Source organism: Streptomyces sp. NPDC023527 (genome assembly GCF_055560115.1).
The window spans coordinates 74,944-93,419 of the sequence record NZ_JBVHJJ010000018.1; the positions used below are offsets into that span (position 1 = coordinate 74,944).

Here is an 18,476-nt window from a genome sequence, read left to right on the forward strand (position 1 = left end):
TGTGGCCGGAGCATGGGACCGAGCTGAAGCGCGTCGCCGAATACCCCAAGACAACGGCCGCCCAGCCGAATGGTCGTCTCGGACCGGGCAGTGGGTCGCCGCAATACCCCTGCTGTGATGCCCATGCCCATGCCGACCGGAGCCGAACGAGAACCGAGTCATGACCGATCGCTCTACCGAAACCGAACGCCCGCCTGAGCAGCGGACTGCACCGGAGTCGGCTGACGAGGCCCCCGAGCCGACGGCCGCACAGGACGGACAAGACACACCGGACGCGCAGGAAACGCAGTCCTCGGCCGAAGCACCCATGCCCGGACAGTCCGAGCAGGCACCCGACTCCGGCGGCGACACCTCTGACGGAAGCGAGGCGTCCGACGACGCCCCCGAGCCTGCGGGCGCGGAGGACGCCGAAGGAGGTGAGGAGGCACCCGAGCCCACGGAAGCCCCCGCTCAAACCGAAGGGGGGGACGAGTCTTCCGGCCATGCACCGGAACCCGCGGAGGTAGAGAACGCGGAGAAGGCAGAGGAAGCACCCGAACCCGCAGAAACCACCACCGAGCCCAAGGACGGGGACGAGGCTTCGAAGGAGGGCGAGCCAGCCGACGGAGACGGGGTGGTCGATGCTGCGCCGGAGCCGGCGGAGTCGGCCCCGGAGGAGCAGGAGGAGGCAGACGATACGGGCGATACAGAGGGCGCCGCCGAACCGTCGGAAAGTTCTCCGGGCACACCCGAGTCCCCCGATGATGCCCCGGAACCGGTCGGCCTGTCCGAGCCTGCCGACGCCATGGAAACGGCCGACCCGGCCGACGAGCTACCTGAACCGGCAGAGGAAGCAGCGAACGAATCTCCGAACGCCGAGAGCGTGAACGATCCGGACGAGGCCCCGGACCCCCCCGAGTCGCACGACAGCGACACTGCCGCCACCGCCGAGCAACCGCCCGAGGAGCCCCCACCAGCACCCGAAGCTCAGCCTCCGGCCGATGAGGCCCCAAAGCCGCCGACCGATGTTTCGGATACGGCCGATGATGCTCCGGATACGGCCGTGGGCGGTCGGGACCAGGCTGATGACTCGGAGGATTCGGCTGCGGATGCCGTGGACCCGGTTGATGAGGCTGCGGAATGGTACGGCAACGACGCGCTGCGCGACGGCCCCCACTACCAGGAGGAGCTCGACGACCAGTTGGCGGCACGCGGCCTGGACCCCTCCGAGCATGACAAGCTCCGGCTCAGCCGGACCAACGAGCTGATCGAGGAGCAGGCCCGCGAGGTCGTCGGGGTCCGTGACGCGATCAAGCTCCGCGAGGGCCAAATGGTGACCAAGGTGATCACGCCCAAGAAGATGCAGGCCTACCTGCATAACGCCACAAAGTTCGGCACGAATGAAAACTTCAATCGCGGCGAGTTCGAGGGCTCCATCGCGCGGGGCTGCGACACCGCCGACCTGCGCAGCATGGACCAACTGCGCGACGGCCTCGCTCTTGACGATGGCGGGGCAGGATGGTCTGCCGTCCCTCCGGGCGCTTCCGAGACGTACCAGCTGCGCTTCCCGGCACCGCACGACATGCGTGCCGAGCCGTCCCTCGGCGCCGTCGGTGACAAGGGGCTGGCCGACCGCGTCGCCGGCATGGCCGGCCAGAGCCCGGGACGGGCCTGGGATGCCCCGTTCCTCGGCACCGGCTACACCGGCGGGGGTGTCCCGGAGTGGATTGCCAAGCCCACCGGCTTCCCCCACCATGCTGAGATTTGGCGTATGCACGCCGACGGCACCGAAGAGGCCATCGGTTTCTTCGACAAGAACGAAGGACTGTGGAAAAAGATATGACTGACGCTGAGGTTTTCCCCTTCCCGGTCAAGGGCGAGGTCGCTGCCTTCCACGGGGAGCTTTACCCGGCCCGTGCCGCCGTGGGGCTGTGGCCGTGCGTCGAGCTGCTGCCCGAGCCCGGCCGTCCCGCACCCGAAGGGCTCGCGCCGCGCGAGGGGGCCGACGGGTCGGTGGGATACCCGGTTGCGCCGGAGCGCCTGGAAGCCTGGGACGCCGTGACGTGGACGTTCCGCTGGCGCGGCGAGCTCTTCGAGTGCACCCGCGCCACGCCCACCAAGCTCGAGGGCGACTACCTCGGCTCCGACGAACACTTCGCCAAGGAGTACCTCAAGCGTCTGGCCACCGACTACTACGGCGTCTTCCCGCGCGACGAGGCCACCGAGCTGGAGCAGCATCGTGAGGATCTGCTCCAGCCGCTGTACGCCCTGGTGCGGCGTCTGGACGAGTTTGACCACTTCCGTCCCAAGGCCTACGCGGTCCACCGCGGCCGGACGTATCCGGCTGCTGCCGAGGCCGACGCGTCGGGCCTCATCGCTCTGACTGCCGGGGATGACCGGCCTGAGGAGCTCGTCGCCGATCCTCGGGACCCGAGCGGCGAGCGCTTCCTGGCCGCCCCGGAGCAGTTGGACGCCTGGTACCGGACCTACTGGACCTTCCGCTGGGAGGGCGGCCCCTTCGATGCCGTCGGGACGGTGGACGGCAGCCTCAAGGGCGTCTACACGGGGGGCAGCTGGGGCTTCGCGGACAGCTGGCAGCTGACCGACGAGACGGTTCCCGGCGGGGACACCCGGTACACGGTCACGGTGGACCTCGACGGCGTCACCGACCTCGAACAGCACCGCACCGACCTACTGCCCAAGCAGTAGGGCCCCGGAGGGCCGGTGGGTCGCAGATTCACCCCGCAGCGAGGGAGGGAGGGAAGGGCCTCCGCACAGCGTGCTCGCAGACAGCCGGCACGGTTTCGGCGCTGAAGGACGCGGTGTCGGCGGGAGGCTGGGAGCAGCTGTGCGGCTGCTGAGAGCGCTGAGGAGAGCTGATCACTGGGCCAGGGCCGCTGGTCAACCCGCACCAGAAGGACATCCAAGACCTTCTGGAAACCGCTTTCCGTGCCCCGGGCGAGAAGAACGACCCCCTCCTCCTCTTCAGCCGCTTCCAGCCCTCCCGCACCCACCTGGTCGGCGACGTCGTGAAGACCCGGGGCCGGTTCACCTACCGGGAGGGTGAGCACGGCGCGTGTGAGGTTCGGGGAAGGCGCCACTGGGGTGTTCGGGTTTCCGCGTCATTGATGCGGGCTGGTGTTCGTGCTGGTCGGTGGGTGTTTCAGCCGGTTGATCTTGATGGTGGTGTTCCGGATTCGGTGGTGGTGTGAGTCCGGATCGGTCGGTGTCGTGTTCGTCGAACCTCCTTCGGGGTGTGCTCTGTAGCGCATGAGGGCGTGGGGCGGAGGTGAAACGGGGCCGCTGTCACTCGTCCAAGTGATCGAAGGGGCGCGTGTCGGGGTGTCGGCTTTAGCGTCTCATTCGTCGCGCCTGTCACGGGCGGGTGCGTAACTGCCCTGTGTGGGGCGGTAGTTGACGTCGGAGAGGCTAGCGTTGTGATCACTGCTTGGCTACCGGTTCGCTCGTGGCCTCGGTGCCGGTTGCGGTGACGGCGGACGGCGATGTTCCTAGGGCCGGGGATGACGGTCTGGGGCGGCATCGGGACGAGCTGCGTCCCGCCGCGGTACGCGAGTTGCTGCGGCTGCGTGGGGCGGGGAAGTTGACGACGGCGCATGTACGGCTGGTCGCTGATGCGGTGGGGGTGCACAAGCGGACGGTGTGGGACTGGCTCGCGCAAGCGGAGCGGACGGGCAGTGTGGAGAAGCCGGAGCGATGCCGGTTCACGATCACCGATGAGGTGATCGAGGTCCTCGCCGATTACCAGGGCAACGTGAAACGCGCTCACGAGCACTTGGTGCGCGTCGCGAAGAAGGCGGGCCAGAAGCCGGTCGGTCTGACGACGCTGCACAATGCGATCGCCCGTGATCTCGATCCGGGTTTCATGGCGGGCCTGCGCGAGGGGATTCCGGCGGCCCGCGGGTTCGATCCATGTTTTCAGCGGCCGCAGGTGGCGCGGAACGAGGTGTGGGAGGGGGATCACAAGCAGGCCGAGACGGTGGTGATGATGCCGGACAAGAAGCCGTCGCGGGTGTGGGTGACGTGGTTCGAGGATCGCGGTACCGGTTATGTGATGGGCTGGGCGGTCACCGCCGGCTCCGCGCACCGCGGTTCGGTCCTCGCGGCCGTGCGTGCCTCCGTGCTGCGCGAGGCCCCCTACGGCCCGGCTGGCGGGCTGCCGCACTTGGTCCGTGTCGACGGCGGCGCCGACTTCCTCTCCAAGACCGTCCTGCGCGCCTTCGGGCTGCTCGGCGTGCCCGTGCACCGGGTGCGCAGTGCCCGGCACAAGGGCGGCGTGGAACGCCTGAACCTGACGAGCATGACGCGGTTCTTCGCTGATCTGCCCCGTTACACGAAGGCGCCCAGGCTCGATCACCGCCGCCGCGTGGGCGAGTCGGATCCGCCGCTGACGTTCGAGGCGTTCGTGCGTCTGCTGGGCGAGTGGGTCCATCGGCACAACACCGAGCACGTCATCAAGCGCACGGGGATGACGCCGCTTCAGGCATGGCAGGCGGATCCCGCCGAGATCAGGCCCGAGCCGAGCGCGTCCGAGCTGCGCGCCTTCATGCTGGAGAGCGACCACAAGGTCCACAAGACCACCAGCCACGGGGTCGAGTTCGCGGGCCGCGCCTACATGCCCGAGAACGGAGTGGGCCGCCTCGGAGTGGAAGTCCGCGTGCGGTGGATGCCGCACCACACCCACGAGATCGACCTGTACACCTTCCGCGGCAACCGCTACCTCGGCCGGGCCTTCCTCGCAGGCGAGGCCAGCGAGGAACTGCGCGCCAAGGTGCTCCTCGAACGCGACGAGCACAGCAGGGCCTTGCGCCGGGCCCTGAACGGCGCCGCCGAGCGCCGGCGGGAGCGGCACCTGCCGTCCACCGAGCCGGAACTGCCCGTCCGCGCGATGCGGATGACCGAGGCTGAGGCCCGCGCCGAACTCGAAGGCCCCGCTCCGCCCGTCGCACCCCGCCGCCGTACCCAGCCGTACCGGCCCCTGACTCCCGTCCCGGCCGGGTGGAAACGCCCCGGCCAGGACTCCACCGACATCGCATCCACCGAAACTGCATCCCCGGACTCCAAGGACGAGGTCTCGTGACAACTGCTCCTAAACGCAAGCACCTTGGCCAGCGCCGCCAGCCGGCCGCCGCCCCGGCGAGCGAGGCATCCAGGCGCCGCCCCGACCTGCGCCCGCAGCATTTCCTTGGCCTGAAGGACTCCACACTGGTCGCCACGGACACCCTGCTGCAGATCAAGGACACCGTCATCGACACCATCGAGTCCAGGGCCATGTCCGTGATCTACGGCGACCCAGGGCTCGGCAAGAGCTTCTCCACCCGGGCCACGATCCAGGAGATGAATCCCGATCTGATCCTCCCGCTCGACTTCGCCCGCTCCCGCCCGGGACCGAAGGACCTGCGCGAGGAGCTGTTCCACCAGATGCGGCTCAACTGCAAGATGCCCGGGACGCCGACCGCGTTCGACAAGCTGCTGCGCGAGTCCCTGCCGCGGCGCCCGTATGTGATCGTGTGCGATGAGGCGCAGCAGTACCGGCGTGAGAATTTCGAGTTCCTGCGCAAATTGTGGGACAACTGCGATCCCCAGCCCGCCATCGTGTTCGTCGGTGGCCGTGAGGCCTACGAGACGCTGCAGAGCGACCCGGCGCTCGCTTCCCGGATCTACATCCGCTTGGAGATCCTCGCGATGACCGAGGACGAGATCCTCAAGACCGTTCCCGACTCCCATCCCGTGTGGCGCGGCGTGGACGAGGCGCTGCTCAAGCGGATCGACACCCAGTACGCACTCGGCTCGTTCCGCGAGTGGGTCAAGGTCACCAAGCATGTTCTGAAGGGCATGGAGTACCTGGGGGCCGAGGCTGCCGACGAGACGGTCGTGGACTGGGCGCTGGGCCGATGCTGACCACCGAGTCCACCGGGCCTTCTGCGCGGGCCGTGTGGGGCGAGGCGGCCGCGGCCGGGCCGTTCGCCGTCCTGGACGACGACGCTGACTCATCCGGCCTGCATTTCCTGCGCGCTGAGCAGATGTGCACGCTGCTCACCCCCGGCATGCTCGCCGTGGGCGCCGCGCTCGCCGACGCCGCCTCCGAGCGCCGGTTTGCGTGCGTGCTGGGCGACGTCGGCATCGGTAAGACCTTCGCCGTCCATGTGGCCGGCCGCCGTCTTGGCGACCTGCTTCCACTCGAGCTGCGGGCGCAGCCGGCACCGGCGGACCTGCGCACGGCTCTGCACCGGGCACTTCGGCTGCCCGGTGGGGCGCCGGCTGATCCGGGGGCCGCGGACGCGCTGATCCGCCACGCGCTGGCCGTCCGGCCGCGGATCGTCGTGGTCGAGGACGCCCACCGGCTGTCGGCGTCTTGCATGGAATACCTGCGTTTCCTGCACGACGGTGTCGCGGGCGGGCTGTGCGTGGTCCTCATCGCCGCCCGCCGCGGCGAGCGGCGCCTGCGCGCCCAGCGGATGCTCGCCACCCGCACCGCCAGCTGGCTGCATCTTCAGCCGCTGACCCGTGATCAGATCCCGGTAGCGGTGCCCGCGCTGCACCCGGTGTGGCAGGGCGTCGATGCCGGCGACCTGATGGAGCTGGACGCCCGGCTGGCCGGCGGCGCGCTGCGCCGCTGGGTCGTGATCACCCATCACACCCGGCAGGCTCTGATACGCGCCCGGGCCGCCGTGCCCGATGGGCGGCTGCTGCAGGCGGTGGCCGACCGGATCGACGGTGGACGGTGACCATGACGATGTCCCCGCCCGCTCCCGCTCCCGCTCCCGCTCCTGCGCCGGCCGCCGCCACAGCATCATCGGCGGCGCCGGTGCGACTGCTCCTGGACACCGACGACGACCGCACGGTGCACCAGGCCACCTGCCGGTGGGCGGATGCGTCCCGCGGCCGGATCACTGCCGATCCCACCCCGCACACCACCAGCCCCGCCTACCTCGCGCTGGACGTGCTGCGCGCGATGGGCCGCCTCGGGTTCTCCCGCGAGGGAGCGGAGCGGATGTCCACCGACCCGGCCTGGCGGGCGGTGACCTGCTGGAGCCTGGCCACCGGTGTACGGGAGGTGATCGTGCTGCGCGCCCACCGTCTCAGCGTCGAGCGGTTGCGCCGCCTGGCCGCCTGGCGCGCCGAGACCGGCATCCTCCTCACCCTGCTCGCCCATACCCCTCGGCCAGCCGACGTCCGGCGCCTGACGGAGCAACTGGCCGCCGCCCACCTGACGGACGTGGCGTGTGTGACGGGTACGGCGGCAGTCCTTGACGCGATCGGGCCAGCCGTCGCCGACCGTCGTACCGGCCCGCCTCCACTCGATCATGCACAGCCGCTGCCTGCCGTACCGCGCGCTGGAGTTGCCGCCTTCCGAGCCCAGTGCTGGCGCCGTCAGAACGAGGCCGACTTCGCGCGCACGGATGCCCAGTACTGTGCCGGCTACGCCGCCGCCCGCACATGGTGGGCCCGCACCCTGCCGTTGAAGCCGCCCACCGGCAGCGGCGGCGCCGAAGCGGCTGACCGCCCGGCCGAGTTCACCGAGCCGACCTCCTTCGGTCTGCGCGAGACGGAGGCGCTGCGGCTGTTCCTGTCCCGGCTGACGGTCTTAAGTCCCAGCCCGCAGCACACCGTGGCCCGGGTCCGCGGTGCCCAGGCCGGCCTGCTGACCTGCGCGGTGCTGCTGAACGTGCCCGACGACCTCAATCGCCGCGCGGGGCCCGGGATCACCACCGTGCCCCTGACCCCGCGCACCGTGCACACGATCACCACGCGCCTGCCCAGCCCGCTGCGCGCCGCCGCGATCGCGGCTCTGCTGTGCACCGGCACCGCCACGCCGCTGCTGGCGATGACGCAGATCACCAGCGTCGGCGATCAGGCCACGCACATCGCCATTGACCGTGACGGACGGATCAACATCGGCGCCCCGCCCGCCCCACGGCACCTGTACGCGATCCCGCCCCGCGCCCGCCCGCTGCTCGCCGCCGCGCTCGAATTCCGCCGCCGCACCCCGCGCACCGCGCCCGCGCACGGCCTGTTCGCGAACTGCTTCGGCACCACGCCCCGCCTTCAGGCCCTGATCGCCGACGCGGGCCTGCCCGTTCCCGCCCTTGACCACCCGCACACCGACGACGACTGGCACACCGCCGCCCGTGGCTGGCACCTGCACACCCCCGTCCCACTCGCCCCTCACGTCCTGCCGCGCATTGGGCCGGTGCGCCCATGAGCAGCCAACTGGCCTCCGGCGAGCGGGACATGACCGGCTTCGACCTGACCCTCGTCCGCGAGCGCGCCCGGGAGCGCCATCTCACCGACGAGGACCTGGCCGCACTGTGCGGCATCCCCGTCGCCGAATGGGGCAGGCGGCTGAGTCCGCACACCCTGTCCGCTGCGGCCCTGTTCGCCCTGGCCCGCGCCCTTGACACGTCCCCCGGGTCGCTGCTGCGCGATGCGGGGCACACCCGGCGCCCGCCCGCTCGTCCGTGCTCCCGCCCGGCGGCGGGGACGGCCCCGCACGCGACCGTGCTGCACGCGGCGCTGCTTCAGACCGGCCCGGTGCACCCCGACGATCTGGCCTCGGCCCTTACGTGGTCGGTGTACCAACTGCAGCGGGCTGCACAGACCCTGGCCGCCCAACTCGAGCAACAGGCCGGCCCGCAACGGCTCATCCACACCGACACCACTCTCCACCTCGCCCTGCAGCCCGGCCTACTCACCGCCGCACAGGAGCAGAACCTGCACGAGGGCGGTCACACCGCCGCCAGCCTCAGCCCGGGCGAGGCCGCCGCCTTGACATGCCTGCTGCACACAGCCGTCCACGGTCTTCCTCACGCTGTGCCTGCCGGGCATATCCCGTGCATGGCCGCACGCGGGCTGCTCGTCCCCGACGGCGGCGGGCCGGCCCCGCACCCGGACGTGCTGTTCGCCCTCGGCCTGGCTGCACGCCCGCTGTCCGCCACCGGCCCGGACGTCGACGCCGGTGCTCCGGCCGCTCCGGCAGCCGGTACGTCACTGTCCGGGGGCGGGGTATCACGATGACGCCGCGCGAGGCGGCAGTGGGGGAGCGGGACAGCGGCCCGTGGCGGCCGGTATGGGCACCGGGCCGCACCCGCCCCGGCCTGCCCCCGCTCACCGTGGTGCACGATCGCGGCGACGACTACGCCTTCATGGCCGCGGCCCTGGCCGCCCACGCCCCCGCCCACGGCCGGATCACAGTCCACCCCACCCCGGTGGCCGGTGCTCCCGCCTCGCTCGCCCACGACCTGCTGTGCTCTGTGGGCAAACACCTCCCGGTGGACGGGAGCCCAGAGGCCGTCGGCTGGGCGGCACAGGCCGAGATCGCCTGGCGCACGGTAGCCGCCTGGATATCCACGCTGCGCATCGGCCACGTCGTGGTCACCCGGGCCCACCGCATCAGCTCCCGGCACTTCGAGCCCCTCCTTGCACTGCGGGAGTTGACCGGCATGCGCCTGACCCTGCTGTGCCACGGCCCCGTTCCGGCCGCCCTGGCCGCCGCCCTGCCGGCGCTGGCACACGAGCAGGTGCACACCCTGGCCGCAGCCCGCCGTGCCCTGGCGGTGGCCGGGCCGTACGACACGCAGGCGGCCGGCCACTTCGCGTGGTGGCAGGCCACCGCGCAGTTCCCGCCCCACCCGGGTGAGCCGTGCTTCCTGCTGCCCCTGCGGCGCAAGACGTCCCGCGCCGATATCGAGGCGGCCTCGAAGCGCCTGGACCGCACCGTGCTCCCGCTGCCCGCACCCGGCCGCTTCACGCCCGAGCCGGACGAGCACACCCTGCTCCTCGCACACCGGCTGCACGCGCGCATCGCCCATCCCGTCCACGCCGCGGCACTGGCCCTGCGCATCCTCACCGGCCGCCCGCAGACCCAGCTGCCCGGCCCCACCGCGCCACCGTCCAACTCCCGGACACCCTCCGGCCGCCCGGCGCAGATACCGGTGTGGGCCGCAGGCATCCTCGAGACCGCGCGCTGCTTCGGGAACCTGGACCGGATCCGCGGCGAAGGGCCGCTGCGGCTGAGTAGCTGGGACCAGCAGGCCGTGAGCGAAGCCGCCCGCGCCTGCGCACTGCACGAGATGGAGGCGCCCGGCCCGCGGCGCGGAGGAGCCCGCACACGGCCGGGCAGCACACGCAAGAGCCGTTCCACCCCGACAACCCGCTGACAAAGATCAGGGAGCAGACGATGACCGAGCCGGATCCCGAACTCCTCGCCGCGATCCGCCGCGACCACCAGGCGGGCCAGAGGCTGCCCGAGGCCCTGGCCAAGCGCCACGGCGTGGGCCGCCGGATGGTCATGGAGGCGCTCACGACCGTGCCGCCCATCACGCTCGACATCCCGGCCAACGAGGAAGAGCTCGCCGAGGTCCGCCAGTGCTTGGAGATACTGCTGGAAGAAGACCGGGCCAAGGCGCCCGAGCAGCGCCGTGAGGTGTTCGAGCTGTACCGGGAGCTGACCTTGCGCACCAGCCGGTGCCCGGTGACCTACCGGTGGGTATGGCAGTACATCACCGCGTACCGCGCGCAGCACGCCGGCGCCGACCCGGCCGGACCGGTGTCTTACGAGCGCACCTGGGCGGGTGCCGCCGGCTTGGACAAGGCGCAATTCGTCACCGGGCTGATCACCGATGCGGTGCGTGACCTGGCCGGCCTGGCCATCGAGGGGGCGATGCCGGCCGCGGACGGCGCCGAGCTGGGCCTGGTCAGTCTCGGCGCTGCCCGGGCCCGCATCGACCAGGCCCTGTACGAACTCGCGCTGACCGGCCTGATCAGCAGCCTCACCCCCGCCCGGATGAGCGCCTTCACCCGCATCCCCGAAGACGACCTGGTCCAGCGCATCGAGGACTACCACCGCCTCATGACGACCTGAACCGCCTCCCGGGGCGTCGGCAGCCAACTCGCCTGGGCGGCTCGGCTTCGTCGGCATCCCGCATGAGGTCGCGATCGACGGCCAGGAGCTGTTCTCTCCCACGTTGCCCTGCCTGACCGCGTCCTGTCCGGCCGCATCAACCCCGGGCAAGGTCTTCGACCTCACCCTGCCGCTGCAGCAGGTCGCTGAGGGCTACAAGGTGATGGACGAGCGGCGCACCATCAAGACCATGCTCACGCCCTGAGCCCGAACCGCCCCCACGCCGGGGCCGGGCACTCGGGTGCCCGGCCCCGGCGGACTCCTTTTGAAACGCACCGCACCGGCCGGGATGGAAAGCCGAGCCGGGCGGCAAGGGCTGGACCACTGCCGGGACCGAGGCGTGGAAGAACGCCCGGCTTGTGCTGTGGAAGAACCCCGAAGACCTCACCGAACGCCAATACGGGCAGCTGGAGTTCATCGCCGAGGCTTATCCTGCCCTTCACCACGCCCACCTGCTCAAGGAAGGCCTGGGTGCCTGCTGCTCCGCCGACCGTGCCGGGCTCGCACCGGGGCAGCGGCAGGGCGGTCGGCCATGACCGCGCACTCGGGCCGAAGAGCGTGGTGCCCAGTGGTGTCCGCAACGAATGTTTTTCTTGCTGTTGTTGAGGATGAAACGAGAGTTATTGTGTGCGTTCGCTGCACATTCGGAAAAACCCTGGTGCGCAGTGCTGGTGCGGGGACCGCCTGAGACGAAAAGGTCGCAGGCCCGGGGGATGGGCAAGAGCAACATGTCTGAACAGCTGTGGTCGGACGAGCCGACAAACCTGGATCTTCTGTCGTTCGACGCGGTGGCCAAGACCGTGGTCCAGGCCGTACTCGACGACGCCCTCGACCCGGTGACCGTCGGGGTCTCGGGTGCCTGGGGGAGCGGCAAGACCACGGTGCTCCGACTGATCGAGGACGAGCTCGCCCCGCAGCCCAGGACCGACGCCACCGTTCTCGTGATCAGCACGGATCCGTGGCGCTACGACCCCGGTGTCGGCGCCAAGGAAACCCTGATCGGCGAGGTACTCAGCGCCGTCGCCGCCGAACTCGCCCGGAATGAACAGCCGGGACAAGTCCGCAGCCGCGCCCGGGCGGTCCTGACCACGCTGCGCCGGCGGGTCGACTGGGCCAAGGCACTGCAGGTGGCGGCCAAGACGTCGCTGACCCTGCAACTGCCCTCCGTCGACGACCTCACCAGCTTGATCAACACCGAACCCAGCAGCCAGGACGCCGACGCCACAGACCCTCCATCCCGCGGACTGGAGGAATTCCGCAGCGAGTTCTGCACGCTGATGGAGTCCGCCGAGCTCAGCCACCTCAAGCGCGTCGTCGTCCTCGTCGACGACCTCGACCGCTGCCTGCCCGAAACGGTCGTGGACACACTTGAGACCATCCGGCTGTTCCTGGCGGTGCCGAAGATGGCGTTCGTCGTCGCCGCCGACGAGCACCGGGTGGCCGACGCCCTGCGTGCCCGCTTTCCCGACCCCGCCAGCACACAACAGGCAGCAGGTGAGCGGTACTTCGAGGAACCCGCCAGCCTCTACCTGCACAAGATCGTGCAGACTACAGTGCCGCTGCCCACCCTGAGCCGCTTCGACACAGAAGCCTTCCTTGTCCTGCTGCAACTCTGCCAGCGCCTGCCCGACGAGGAACTCGCCCCCTACATCGCGGCCTGCGTACGCCTGCGCCGGGAGAAGGGGCTGCTGGACGACCTGGCCACGACCGTGAACGGCAACGACATCTCCGCCGAACTGGCCTTTGCCTCACGGATGACGCCCATCCTCTACGAGAAGCTCCAAGGCAGCCCCCGCCGCATCAAGCGCTTCCTCAACGACCTGCGGGTACGTCAGTCCGTCGCCGGCCACCGCAGCATCCTCCTTGAGGCGGACATCGTGGCCAAGCTCATGGTGCTAGAGAAGCTCCTGCCCGACGCCTTCACCACCGTCCTGGGATGGCTGGCCCGCGGCGAACTGCGCTCCCGGATGGCCAAACTGGAAGCGGCCGCTGGCCGTCCCGCCCCCGAACCCCAGCCAGCCCAGGGCACCGGCCCCTCGCCCGACGACGACGCCGCCTCGACAGGAGAGCAGAACCCGGCGCCGGACGAGGACGAGACCGAGCCGGTCACCTTCGAGGACGAACTGATCCGATGGGCCAAACTCTCCCCGAGTCTCGGCCCCGTAGACCTGGCCCCCTACCTCTACCTGGCAGCCGCGTTCTCCGGCGAGCAGCTCCTTGACGCCGGACTGCCGGGCCGGCTGCGGGACATCGCGGCCAACCTGCTGTCCACCTCACGCTTCGACCAACACCGGGTGACCGACGCCGACATCAGAGCGCTCGGAGACGACGACGCCCTGAGCCTGATTGAGTACCTCGGCCGGGCCGGCCGGGACCGCCCGACTGAACAGAGCGCGGCCGTGCGCGGTCTGGTCCGTATCGTCACCGCCTACCCGGCCACCACCGGACGGGCCACCCGGCTCCTGCAGTCCGTCCCGGCCGGCGAACTGGAGCCGGCCACCATCCTGGCCCTCCCGGCCATCGACCCGGCCTTCCGCAGTGTGCTGGAGCACTGGAAGACCCATGCCCCAGCCGACCCGGCCCGGATCGTGCGCACCCTGGAGCACGCCCTGGGCACAGGAAGCCGCCTCTGATGGGCACCAAGGGCTCCTACACCGGAAACGGCACACCTGCCAGCAAACAACTGCAGCACAACATCACCCAGTGGCTCGACGCCCTGGCCAGCTCCGGCCCCGGCGCACCCGCGCCCCAGCTCAATGCGGACCAACTGGGCCCCGCCCTTGGCCTGTTCCGGCGCTCCGGAGGCCACGCCGACGGCCCCGGCGGCGGAGCGGGCGGAGCGGCCGGCACTGCAGGAGGCCGTGCCGGGGGAGGGGCACAGCGCACCGTCGCCCAGTCCTCCCGAACGGCCGGCCGCGCCGCAGCCGCGGCCTACGCCTACCGCACAGGCAACGAGCAGGCCCTGCAGGAACTCGGCCTCGACTACGCGGAACTGCAGGCCGTAGCTGACGACCCGATCGACTGGACCCGTCGCATCGTGGAGGCCGCCTGCGGGCCACTCGCCGACGGCACCATCGAGGACGAGGAACGCCGCTTCGTCGCCAGCGAAGTGGCCCAATGGGTCCTGGAGGCCGGCACCGACAGCACACCCCCCACCCCCGAGGAAGTCGTCCGGGAAACCCTGGCCCTGACCATCTCCGAGGCGATCCTCAGCGAAGCCGCCTCGAAGATGAACGACGGCTCCCGCCCCGCCTGGGCCACCGCCGACGGTGAACGCCAAATCCGCGAAACCGCACGCGCCCTGGTCGACCGAGCCCCCCTCACGATCACCGGCCCCAGCACCACCGAGATCACCCGAGCCGTCGAAGAAGGCATCGAGGCGATGCGGTCCATCTGGATGGAGCCCTGATGCCTGCCTACACCCTGCGCCTGGACGCCGACACATCCCGGCCCGAGACCGACGGCACTACCACCTTCTGGTGGCCACCCGGCCCGGGCGGCTCCTTCGTCTCCACCCTCGGACCATGCCTGGGAGCACTGGGCCCTGTCCCCGAACCCAACATTGAACTGGTCCGCCTCGCCGTGCTGGTCTATGCCGCCGACCGCACCACCCGCCGCCGCGCTAACCGCTCCAACTGGACCCAACGCATCTTCGAACTGGACGTACCCGTCTACGCCCCGGCCCGCTGGGACGCAGTGCGTGAACGCCTCGAAACCCTCCTGGGCTTCCTCTCCGGAGACCGCTGGTCGATCCGCTTCCACCACACCGCCACCCCACAAGAAACCATCCACAACACCCCGCACCTTGGAATACGGCGCGTCGTCCTCCTCAGCGGCGGCGCCGACTCGGCGGTCGGCGCCCTCTACTCCCGCCACGACCTCGGGTCAGAGCAGCACCTGCTGCTCTCCCACATCGGCGCCACCACCCTCGCCCCCATCCAACGCGCCGTCGCCGACGACATAGCCCACCTCATCGACGGCCCCCCGCAGTTCCACCAGCCGCTGCGGTTCTCCCGCAAAAACCATCAGCCCACCGGGGTGAAGCCGCCCAACGAGTACTCCACCCGCACCCGCTCCCTGCTCTTCCTCGCCCTGGGCCTGGCCGCCGCATCGGTGGAGAAGGTGCCGCTGTGGATCCCGGAGAACGGCTTCGCCTCCCTCAACGTGCCGCTCACCCCCGACCAGCGCGGCGCCGTGTCCACGCGCACCACCCACCCCCTCTTCCTGCAGAACCTGGCCGCCATCGCCCACGACGCCGGAGCCCACGCCGTCATCCACAACCCCTTCGCCGCCCGCACCAAGGGCGAGATGTTCACCCTGGCCGCCGGACTCGTCGGCACCGGCCCGGCCGCCCGGCTGCTCAGCAGCACCCATTCCTGCGCCCACACTGGACACCGCACCCACCGCATCCCCGTGCGCACGCACTGCGGCGTGTGCTTCGGCTGCCTGCTGCGCCGCGCCTCCTTCCACGCTGCCCAGCTCGAGGACACGACCGATTACCTCCACACTCGCCATGACGCACACCTCAGCGCCTACCTGGCCGACAAGTCGGTCGAACCCTCACTGCGCACCTTCCTCGCCCGCGGCCTGCGCCCAGCTGACATCACCACCCTGAACCTGCCCTCCGACTACCCCACCCGCCAGGCCTACGAGCTGTGCTGGCGGGGCGTCGCGGAACTGGAGCTGCTGTACCCATCATGAGGACGAGCGCACTGCCACCGCTGGACCTGCACGCACACATCGACACCAGCGTCCCGGCCGACGACCTCGCCTACCTGGGCGCCGTCGTCTTCGCCGCCACCCGCTCCCTGACCGAGGCCGCCCGAGCCGTCCAGCGACACGATGACCGGATCATCTGGGGAGTCGGCGCCCACCCCGGACTCGCCCGCAGCCACACCGGCTTCGACCCCAACACCTTCACTCAACTGATCGACCACACCCCGCTGGTCAGCGAGATCGGACTCGACGGCAAGAGCCGCGTCCCGCTCGAAAACCAACAGACCACCCTCCGCAACGTCCTCGACGTCCTGGCGCGAACCCCGCGCATCGCCAGCATCCACAGCTACGCCGCCTGCGAGCAGGTGCTGGACGAGCTGGAACGGTCCCCGGCCCCCGGCATGGTTCTCCACTGGTGGCTCGGAGACCCGGAGCAGACCGCCCGCGCCGTCCGCCTGGGCTGCTACTTCTCCGTCAACGCCTCCGCCGCACGCAAGACCGCTCTGCTGCAGACCATTCCTCTCGACCGTGTACTGACCGAGACCGACCACCCCTTCGGCGACCGCAGCTCCGCGCAGCCACTGCCCGGCAACGTCACCGCCGTGGAACAGACCCTCGCACGCCACCACCGAACAACGCCCAGGGACATCCGCCAGACCGTGTGGCACAACCTGGCCGCACTCGTGCGCGACACCCGCTGCGCACCACTGCTCAGCCGACGGGTACGGTCCCACCTTGCCTCACTCCCGCCACGGTGACACCGCCGCAGGAGCACACCCTCACTGGAGGTGCGGTCTTCGGCGCTTGAAACCGAAACCCGGTCCTGCCGCCCGGCCGGCGGCGGGAGGCGTAAGCGCCGACCTCTGAAGACGGGATCCATGATCAGAACCGCTCCTCATGCTCCCCACTTCGCCGGCCTGCTCGGCCTTCAGGGCACGAGCGGGTGGTCCCGGGTCAGCTCGATGGTGTGCATCTGGTCGAGCAGACGCTTGGGCAGCTGGGGCAGGTCGTTGTCCACGATGATGATCTGGTGGGGCCGGGTGCGCAGCGCACCGCCGCTGCGCACCCCGGCGATGTGATCGAGGAAGTGGGTGTAGAGCCGGCCGACGAGCTCCTGGTCGTCCTGCCCGTACCCGACGTTCTTGCGGGGCGAGTCGATGACGAGGAACGACGGCAGGTCCGTTGCCCCGGTCACCAGGGCGTAGCTGAGGAACGCCATCCGGTACACAACGTTGATCGCGCAGCGGACCCCGTGCCCGACCTTGGTGAGGTTCCCGGCACGCACCTGCGGCAGCAGCGATCCGTGATTGAGCCGGGCACCCGGATCGCCGGGCAGACCGACGGAGCCGGCCAGGCCGGTGAAGTGCTCCTCGAACTCGCCGAGCGTGGTCTGCCGCCCGGCCAGCAGGTTCTTACGGGTGCGGATCTCCTCCCGCACCCCTTTCAGCTCGTCCTCCGCCACCTGGACGGACCGGTGCAACTCGGCCAGCCGGCGATGCGGCTCCAGCTCCCGCTCCAGCATCGTGGTCCGGGTACGGGCCGTCGCGTGCGCCGCGGCCAGCAGCTCGATCTGCGCGGCCAGCGGGTTGATCTCCTCCCGGGTGCGGGCATCCAGCTCGATGCGGGCCTGCTCCCACGCGGTCTGCGCCTCGCCGTGGGCCTTGACCTGCTCGGTCAGCTGCCGCTCCGCCGCCGCCAGCGTGTCCTGCGCCGTATGCAGAGCCTGCGCCAGGACGGACGGGTCGAGCTCGCTCAGGCACAACGGGCAGTCCTCCTCGGGGACCGGCCGCACAGTGAGATCGGCGCAGCACACCGGGCAGGGCGAGTGCCTTTCGGGACCGTTGTCGCGCTGGTGGATCAGCTCCTCCACCTTCTGCTGCAGGCGCGCCAGCGCGTGCTCGCCGTCGACGGCCGCACGCCGGCACCGCTCGAGGACCTGCTCCGCCTCCTGGACGCGGCGGCGCAGCGGGTCGGCGTGTGCGGTGGCGGCCCGCATCCGGCCCTTGAACTCCTCCAGACGCTGCAGCGCCGCGTGCTCCTCGTCGTGCGAGCGCGCCAGTTCCGCCTCGAGGTCGGCGGCGCTGCCGGTCAAAAACGCGCTGATGGTCTCCGCCCGCCGCTTCAGATCGTTCAGAGTGCGCGACAGCTCGTCCCCGCGGGCCATCAGGACCCGCATCGGGCCGTCGGTCAGGCCCAGCAGCAGCTCGACCACGGTCCGGTAGGACCGGGCGGTGTTGGCTTTGCCCCGCACCGACTCGGTGCCGTCCACCACATCCTGGGTGAGGTAGCACATCGCGTACAGCTGCTCGAAGGTCAGCCGTGCCCCGGCACCCAGCAGAGCCACGGCCGAGGGCGGCGCGAACATCTCACCCAGGCCGAGCAGGTCCAGCAAAACCTCGCCCACCACCCGCCGATCACTGTCCGGCTCCGGCGTCACGTCGAGGACCTCATCGACGCCGCCTCCGCCGCTGTCCAGGAGCTCGACGCGGGACACGTCCTTGACCACCGAGCGGCGCAGCCCGATGCGCATCCCCTCGATCCGCACGAACAGCGTCACCGTCTGCAGGCGCTGACCGGGCACCTCACGCCACGCGGCGGGCAGGCCGAGCGCGTACTTGATGCAGTCGACCAGCGTGGTCTCGCCGGTGTCGATCGGCCCGAAGACACACACCACCGGGTGCGCCAGATCAATCTCCCGTACCCCGCCGTCCGACGTGAGCACCAGCTGCTCACAGAAGAAGTCCCTTGCCACCATGGTTCCTTCGGGTTGCCCGACTGCCTGTCGGTTCTTCAACGCTTGTCCCAGTACGGGAAGTGGGGCTGGGCGCGCGGCCACCGGATCGGGTGGGCAACGCGCGCG

General features: G+C 70.5%; 14 protein-coding genes and 3 pseudogenes. 16 read left to right on the top strand and 1 reads right to left on the bottom strand.

The features are described from left to right. The first annotated feature begins 160 nt into the window (after window positions 1-160). The 16 genes and pseudogenes from ACZ303_RS29620 (at window position 161) to ACZ303_RS29695 (ending at window position 16,374) form a co-directional block, all read left to right on the top strand. Window positions 161-1,822, top strand: coding sequence for a hypothetical protein (locus ACZ303_RS29620; protein ID WP_467343555.1), 1,662 nt, complete (start codon window positions 161-163; stop codon window positions 1,820-1,822). Then, window positions 1,819-2,688: a hypothetical protein gene (locus ACZ303_RS29625; RefSeq protein ID WP_467343556.1), complete on the top strand. Its 870-nt coding sequence runs from the start codon at window positions 1,819-1,821 to the stop codon at window positions 2,686-2,688. Before ACZ303_RS29620 ends, ACZ303_RS29625 begins: the two co-directional genes overlap by 4 nt. A gap of 188 nt (window positions 2,689-2,876) precedes the next feature. Then, window positions 2,877-3,065, top strand: a pseudogene (locus ACZ303_RS29630) (hypothetical protein); the annotation flags it as partial. Between the two features lie 380 nt (window positions 3,066-3,445). Beyond that, window positions 3,446-5,077: a Mu transposase C-terminal domain-containing protein gene (locus tag ACZ303_RS29635; protein ID WP_467343557.1), complete on the top strand. Its 1,632-nt coding sequence runs from the start codon at window positions 3,446-3,448 to the stop codon at window positions 5,075-5,077. Next, window positions 5,074-5,898: an AAA family ATPase gene (locus tag ACZ303_RS29640; protein WP_467343558.1), complete on the top strand. Its 825-nt coding sequence runs from the start codon at window positions 5,074-5,076 to the stop codon at window positions 5,896-5,898. Before ACZ303_RS29635 ends, ACZ303_RS29640 begins: the two co-directional genes overlap by 4 nt. Beyond that, a complete protein-coding gene (locus tag ACZ303_RS29645; protein WP_467343559.1) occupies window positions 5,892-6,725 on the top strand; it encodes an AAA family ATPase in 834 nt (277 codons plus the stop codon). Before ACZ303_RS29640 ends, ACZ303_RS29645 begins: the two co-directional genes overlap by 7 nt. An 80-nt stretch (window positions 6,726-6,805) precedes the next feature. Next, window positions 6,806-8,203 carry a hypothetical protein gene (locus ACZ303_RS29650; protein WP_467343560.1) on the top strand — a complete coding sequence of 466 codons (1,398 nt, stop codon included), beginning with the start codon at window positions 6,806-6,808 and terminating at the stop codon, window positions 8,201-8,203. Beyond that, window positions 8,200-9,015 carry a hypothetical protein gene (locus ACZ303_RS29655; protein WP_467343561.1) on the top strand — a complete coding sequence of 272 codons (816 nt, stop codon included), beginning with the start codon at window positions 8,200-8,202 and terminating at the stop codon, window positions 9,013-9,015. Before ACZ303_RS29650 ends, ACZ303_RS29655 begins: the two co-directional genes overlap by 4 nt. Continuing rightward, the gene (locus tag ACZ303_RS29660; RefSeq protein ID WP_467343562.1) at window positions 9,012-10,157 is read left to right on the top strand and encodes a hypothetical protein; all 1,146 of its coding nucleotides are present in this window, start codon (window positions 9,012-9,014) and stop codon (window positions 10,155-10,157) included. Before ACZ303_RS29655 ends, ACZ303_RS29660 begins: the two co-directional genes overlap by 4 nt. 20 nt (window positions 10,158-10,177) lie before the next feature. Then, on the top strand, window positions 10,178-10,861 hold the full coding sequence (locus tag ACZ303_RS29665; protein ID WP_467343563.1) for a hypothetical protein: 684 nt from the start codon (window positions 10,178-10,180) through the stop codon (window positions 10,859-10,861). Window positions 10,862-10,880: 19 nt separating this feature from the next. Next, window positions 10,881-11,105 (top strand): annotated as a pseudogene (locus ACZ303_RS29670) (IMP dehydrogenase); the annotation flags it as partial. Window positions 11,106-11,241: 136 nt separating this feature from the next. Beyond that, a pseudogene (locus ACZ303_RS29675) lies at window positions 11,242-11,436 on the top strand (transposase); the annotation flags it as partial. Window positions 11,437-11,628: 192 nt separating this feature from the next. Continuing rightward, window positions 11,629-13,533, top strand: coding sequence for a KAP family P-loop NTPase fold protein (locus tag ACZ303_RS29680; RefSeq protein WP_467343564.1), 1,905 nt, complete (start codon window positions 11,629-11,631; stop codon window positions 13,531-13,533). Then, window positions 13,533-14,309, top strand: coding sequence for a hypothetical protein (locus ACZ303_RS29685; protein WP_467343565.1), 777 nt, complete (start codon window positions 13,533-13,535; stop codon window positions 14,307-14,309). The genes ACZ303_RS29680 and ACZ303_RS29685 overlap by 1 nt, the downstream gene beginning before the upstream one ends. Beyond that, on the top strand, window positions 14,309-15,601 hold the full coding sequence (locus tag ACZ303_RS29690; RefSeq protein WP_467343566.1) for a hypothetical protein: 1,293 nt from the start codon (window positions 14,309-14,311) through the stop codon (window positions 15,599-15,601). The genes ACZ303_RS29685 and ACZ303_RS29690 overlap by 1 nt, the downstream gene beginning before the upstream one ends. Continuing rightward, window positions 15,598-16,374: a TatD family hydrolase gene (locus tag ACZ303_RS29695; protein ID WP_467343567.1), complete on the top strand. Its 777-nt coding sequence runs from the start codon at window positions 15,598-15,600 to the stop codon at window positions 16,372-16,374. The genes ACZ303_RS29690 and ACZ303_RS29695 overlap by 4 nt, the downstream gene beginning before the upstream one ends. Before the next feature lie 170 nt (window positions 16,375-16,544). Here the strand turns inward: ACZ303_RS29695 and ACZ303_RS29700 are convergent, their stop codons facing one another. Continuing rightward, complete coding sequence (locus ACZ303_RS29700) at window positions 16,545-18,371, bottom strand: ATP-binding protein (protein WP_467343568.1); 1,827 nt, start codon at window positions 18,369-18,371, stop codon at window positions 16,545-16,547. Window positions 18,372-18,476: the final 105 nt, after the last annotated feature.

Coding starts and splice junctions, on each gene's coding strand:
- ACZ303_RS29620 (WP_467343555.1), top strand. CDS start 161: ATGACCGATCGCTCTACCGAAACCGAACGCCCGCCTGAGCAGCGGACT.
- ACZ303_RS29625 (WP_467343556.1), top strand. CDS start 1,819: ATGACTGACGCTGAGGTTTTCCCCTTCCCGGTCAAGGGCGAGGTCGCT.
- ACZ303_RS29645 (WP_467343559.1), top strand. CDS start 5,892: ATGCTGACCACCGAGTCCACCGGGCCTTCTGCGCGGGCCGTGTGGGGC.
- ACZ303_RS29655 (WP_467343561.1), top strand. CDS start 8,200: ATGAGCAGCCAACTGGCCTCCGGCGAGCGGGACATGACCGGCTTCGAC.
- ACZ303_RS29660 (WP_467343562.1), top strand. CDS start 9,012: ATGACGCCGCGCGAGGCGGCAGTGGGGGAGCGGGACAGCGGCCCGTGG.
- ACZ303_RS29665 (WP_467343563.1), top strand. CDS start 10,178: ATGACCGAGCCGGATCCCGAACTCCTCGCCGCGATCCGCCGCGACCAC.
- ACZ303_RS29680 (WP_467343564.1), top strand. CDS start 11,629: ATGTCTGAACAGCTGTGGTCGGACGAGCCGACAAACCTGGATCTTCTG.
- ACZ303_RS29685 (WP_467343565.1), top strand. CDS start 13,533: ATGGGCACCAAGGGCTCCTACACCGGAAACGGCACACCTGCCAGCAAA.
- ACZ303_RS29690 (WP_467343566.1), top strand. CDS start 14,309: ATGCCTGCCTACACCCTGCGCCTGGACGCCGACACATCCCGGCCCGAG.
- ACZ303_RS29695 (WP_467343567.1), top strand. CDS start 15,598: ATGAGGACGAGCGCACTGCCACCGCTGGACCTGCACGCACACATCGAC.
- ACZ303_RS29700 (WP_467343568.1), bottom strand. CDS start 18,371: ATGGTGGCAAGGGACTTCTTCTGTGAGCAGCTGGTGCTCACGTCGGAC.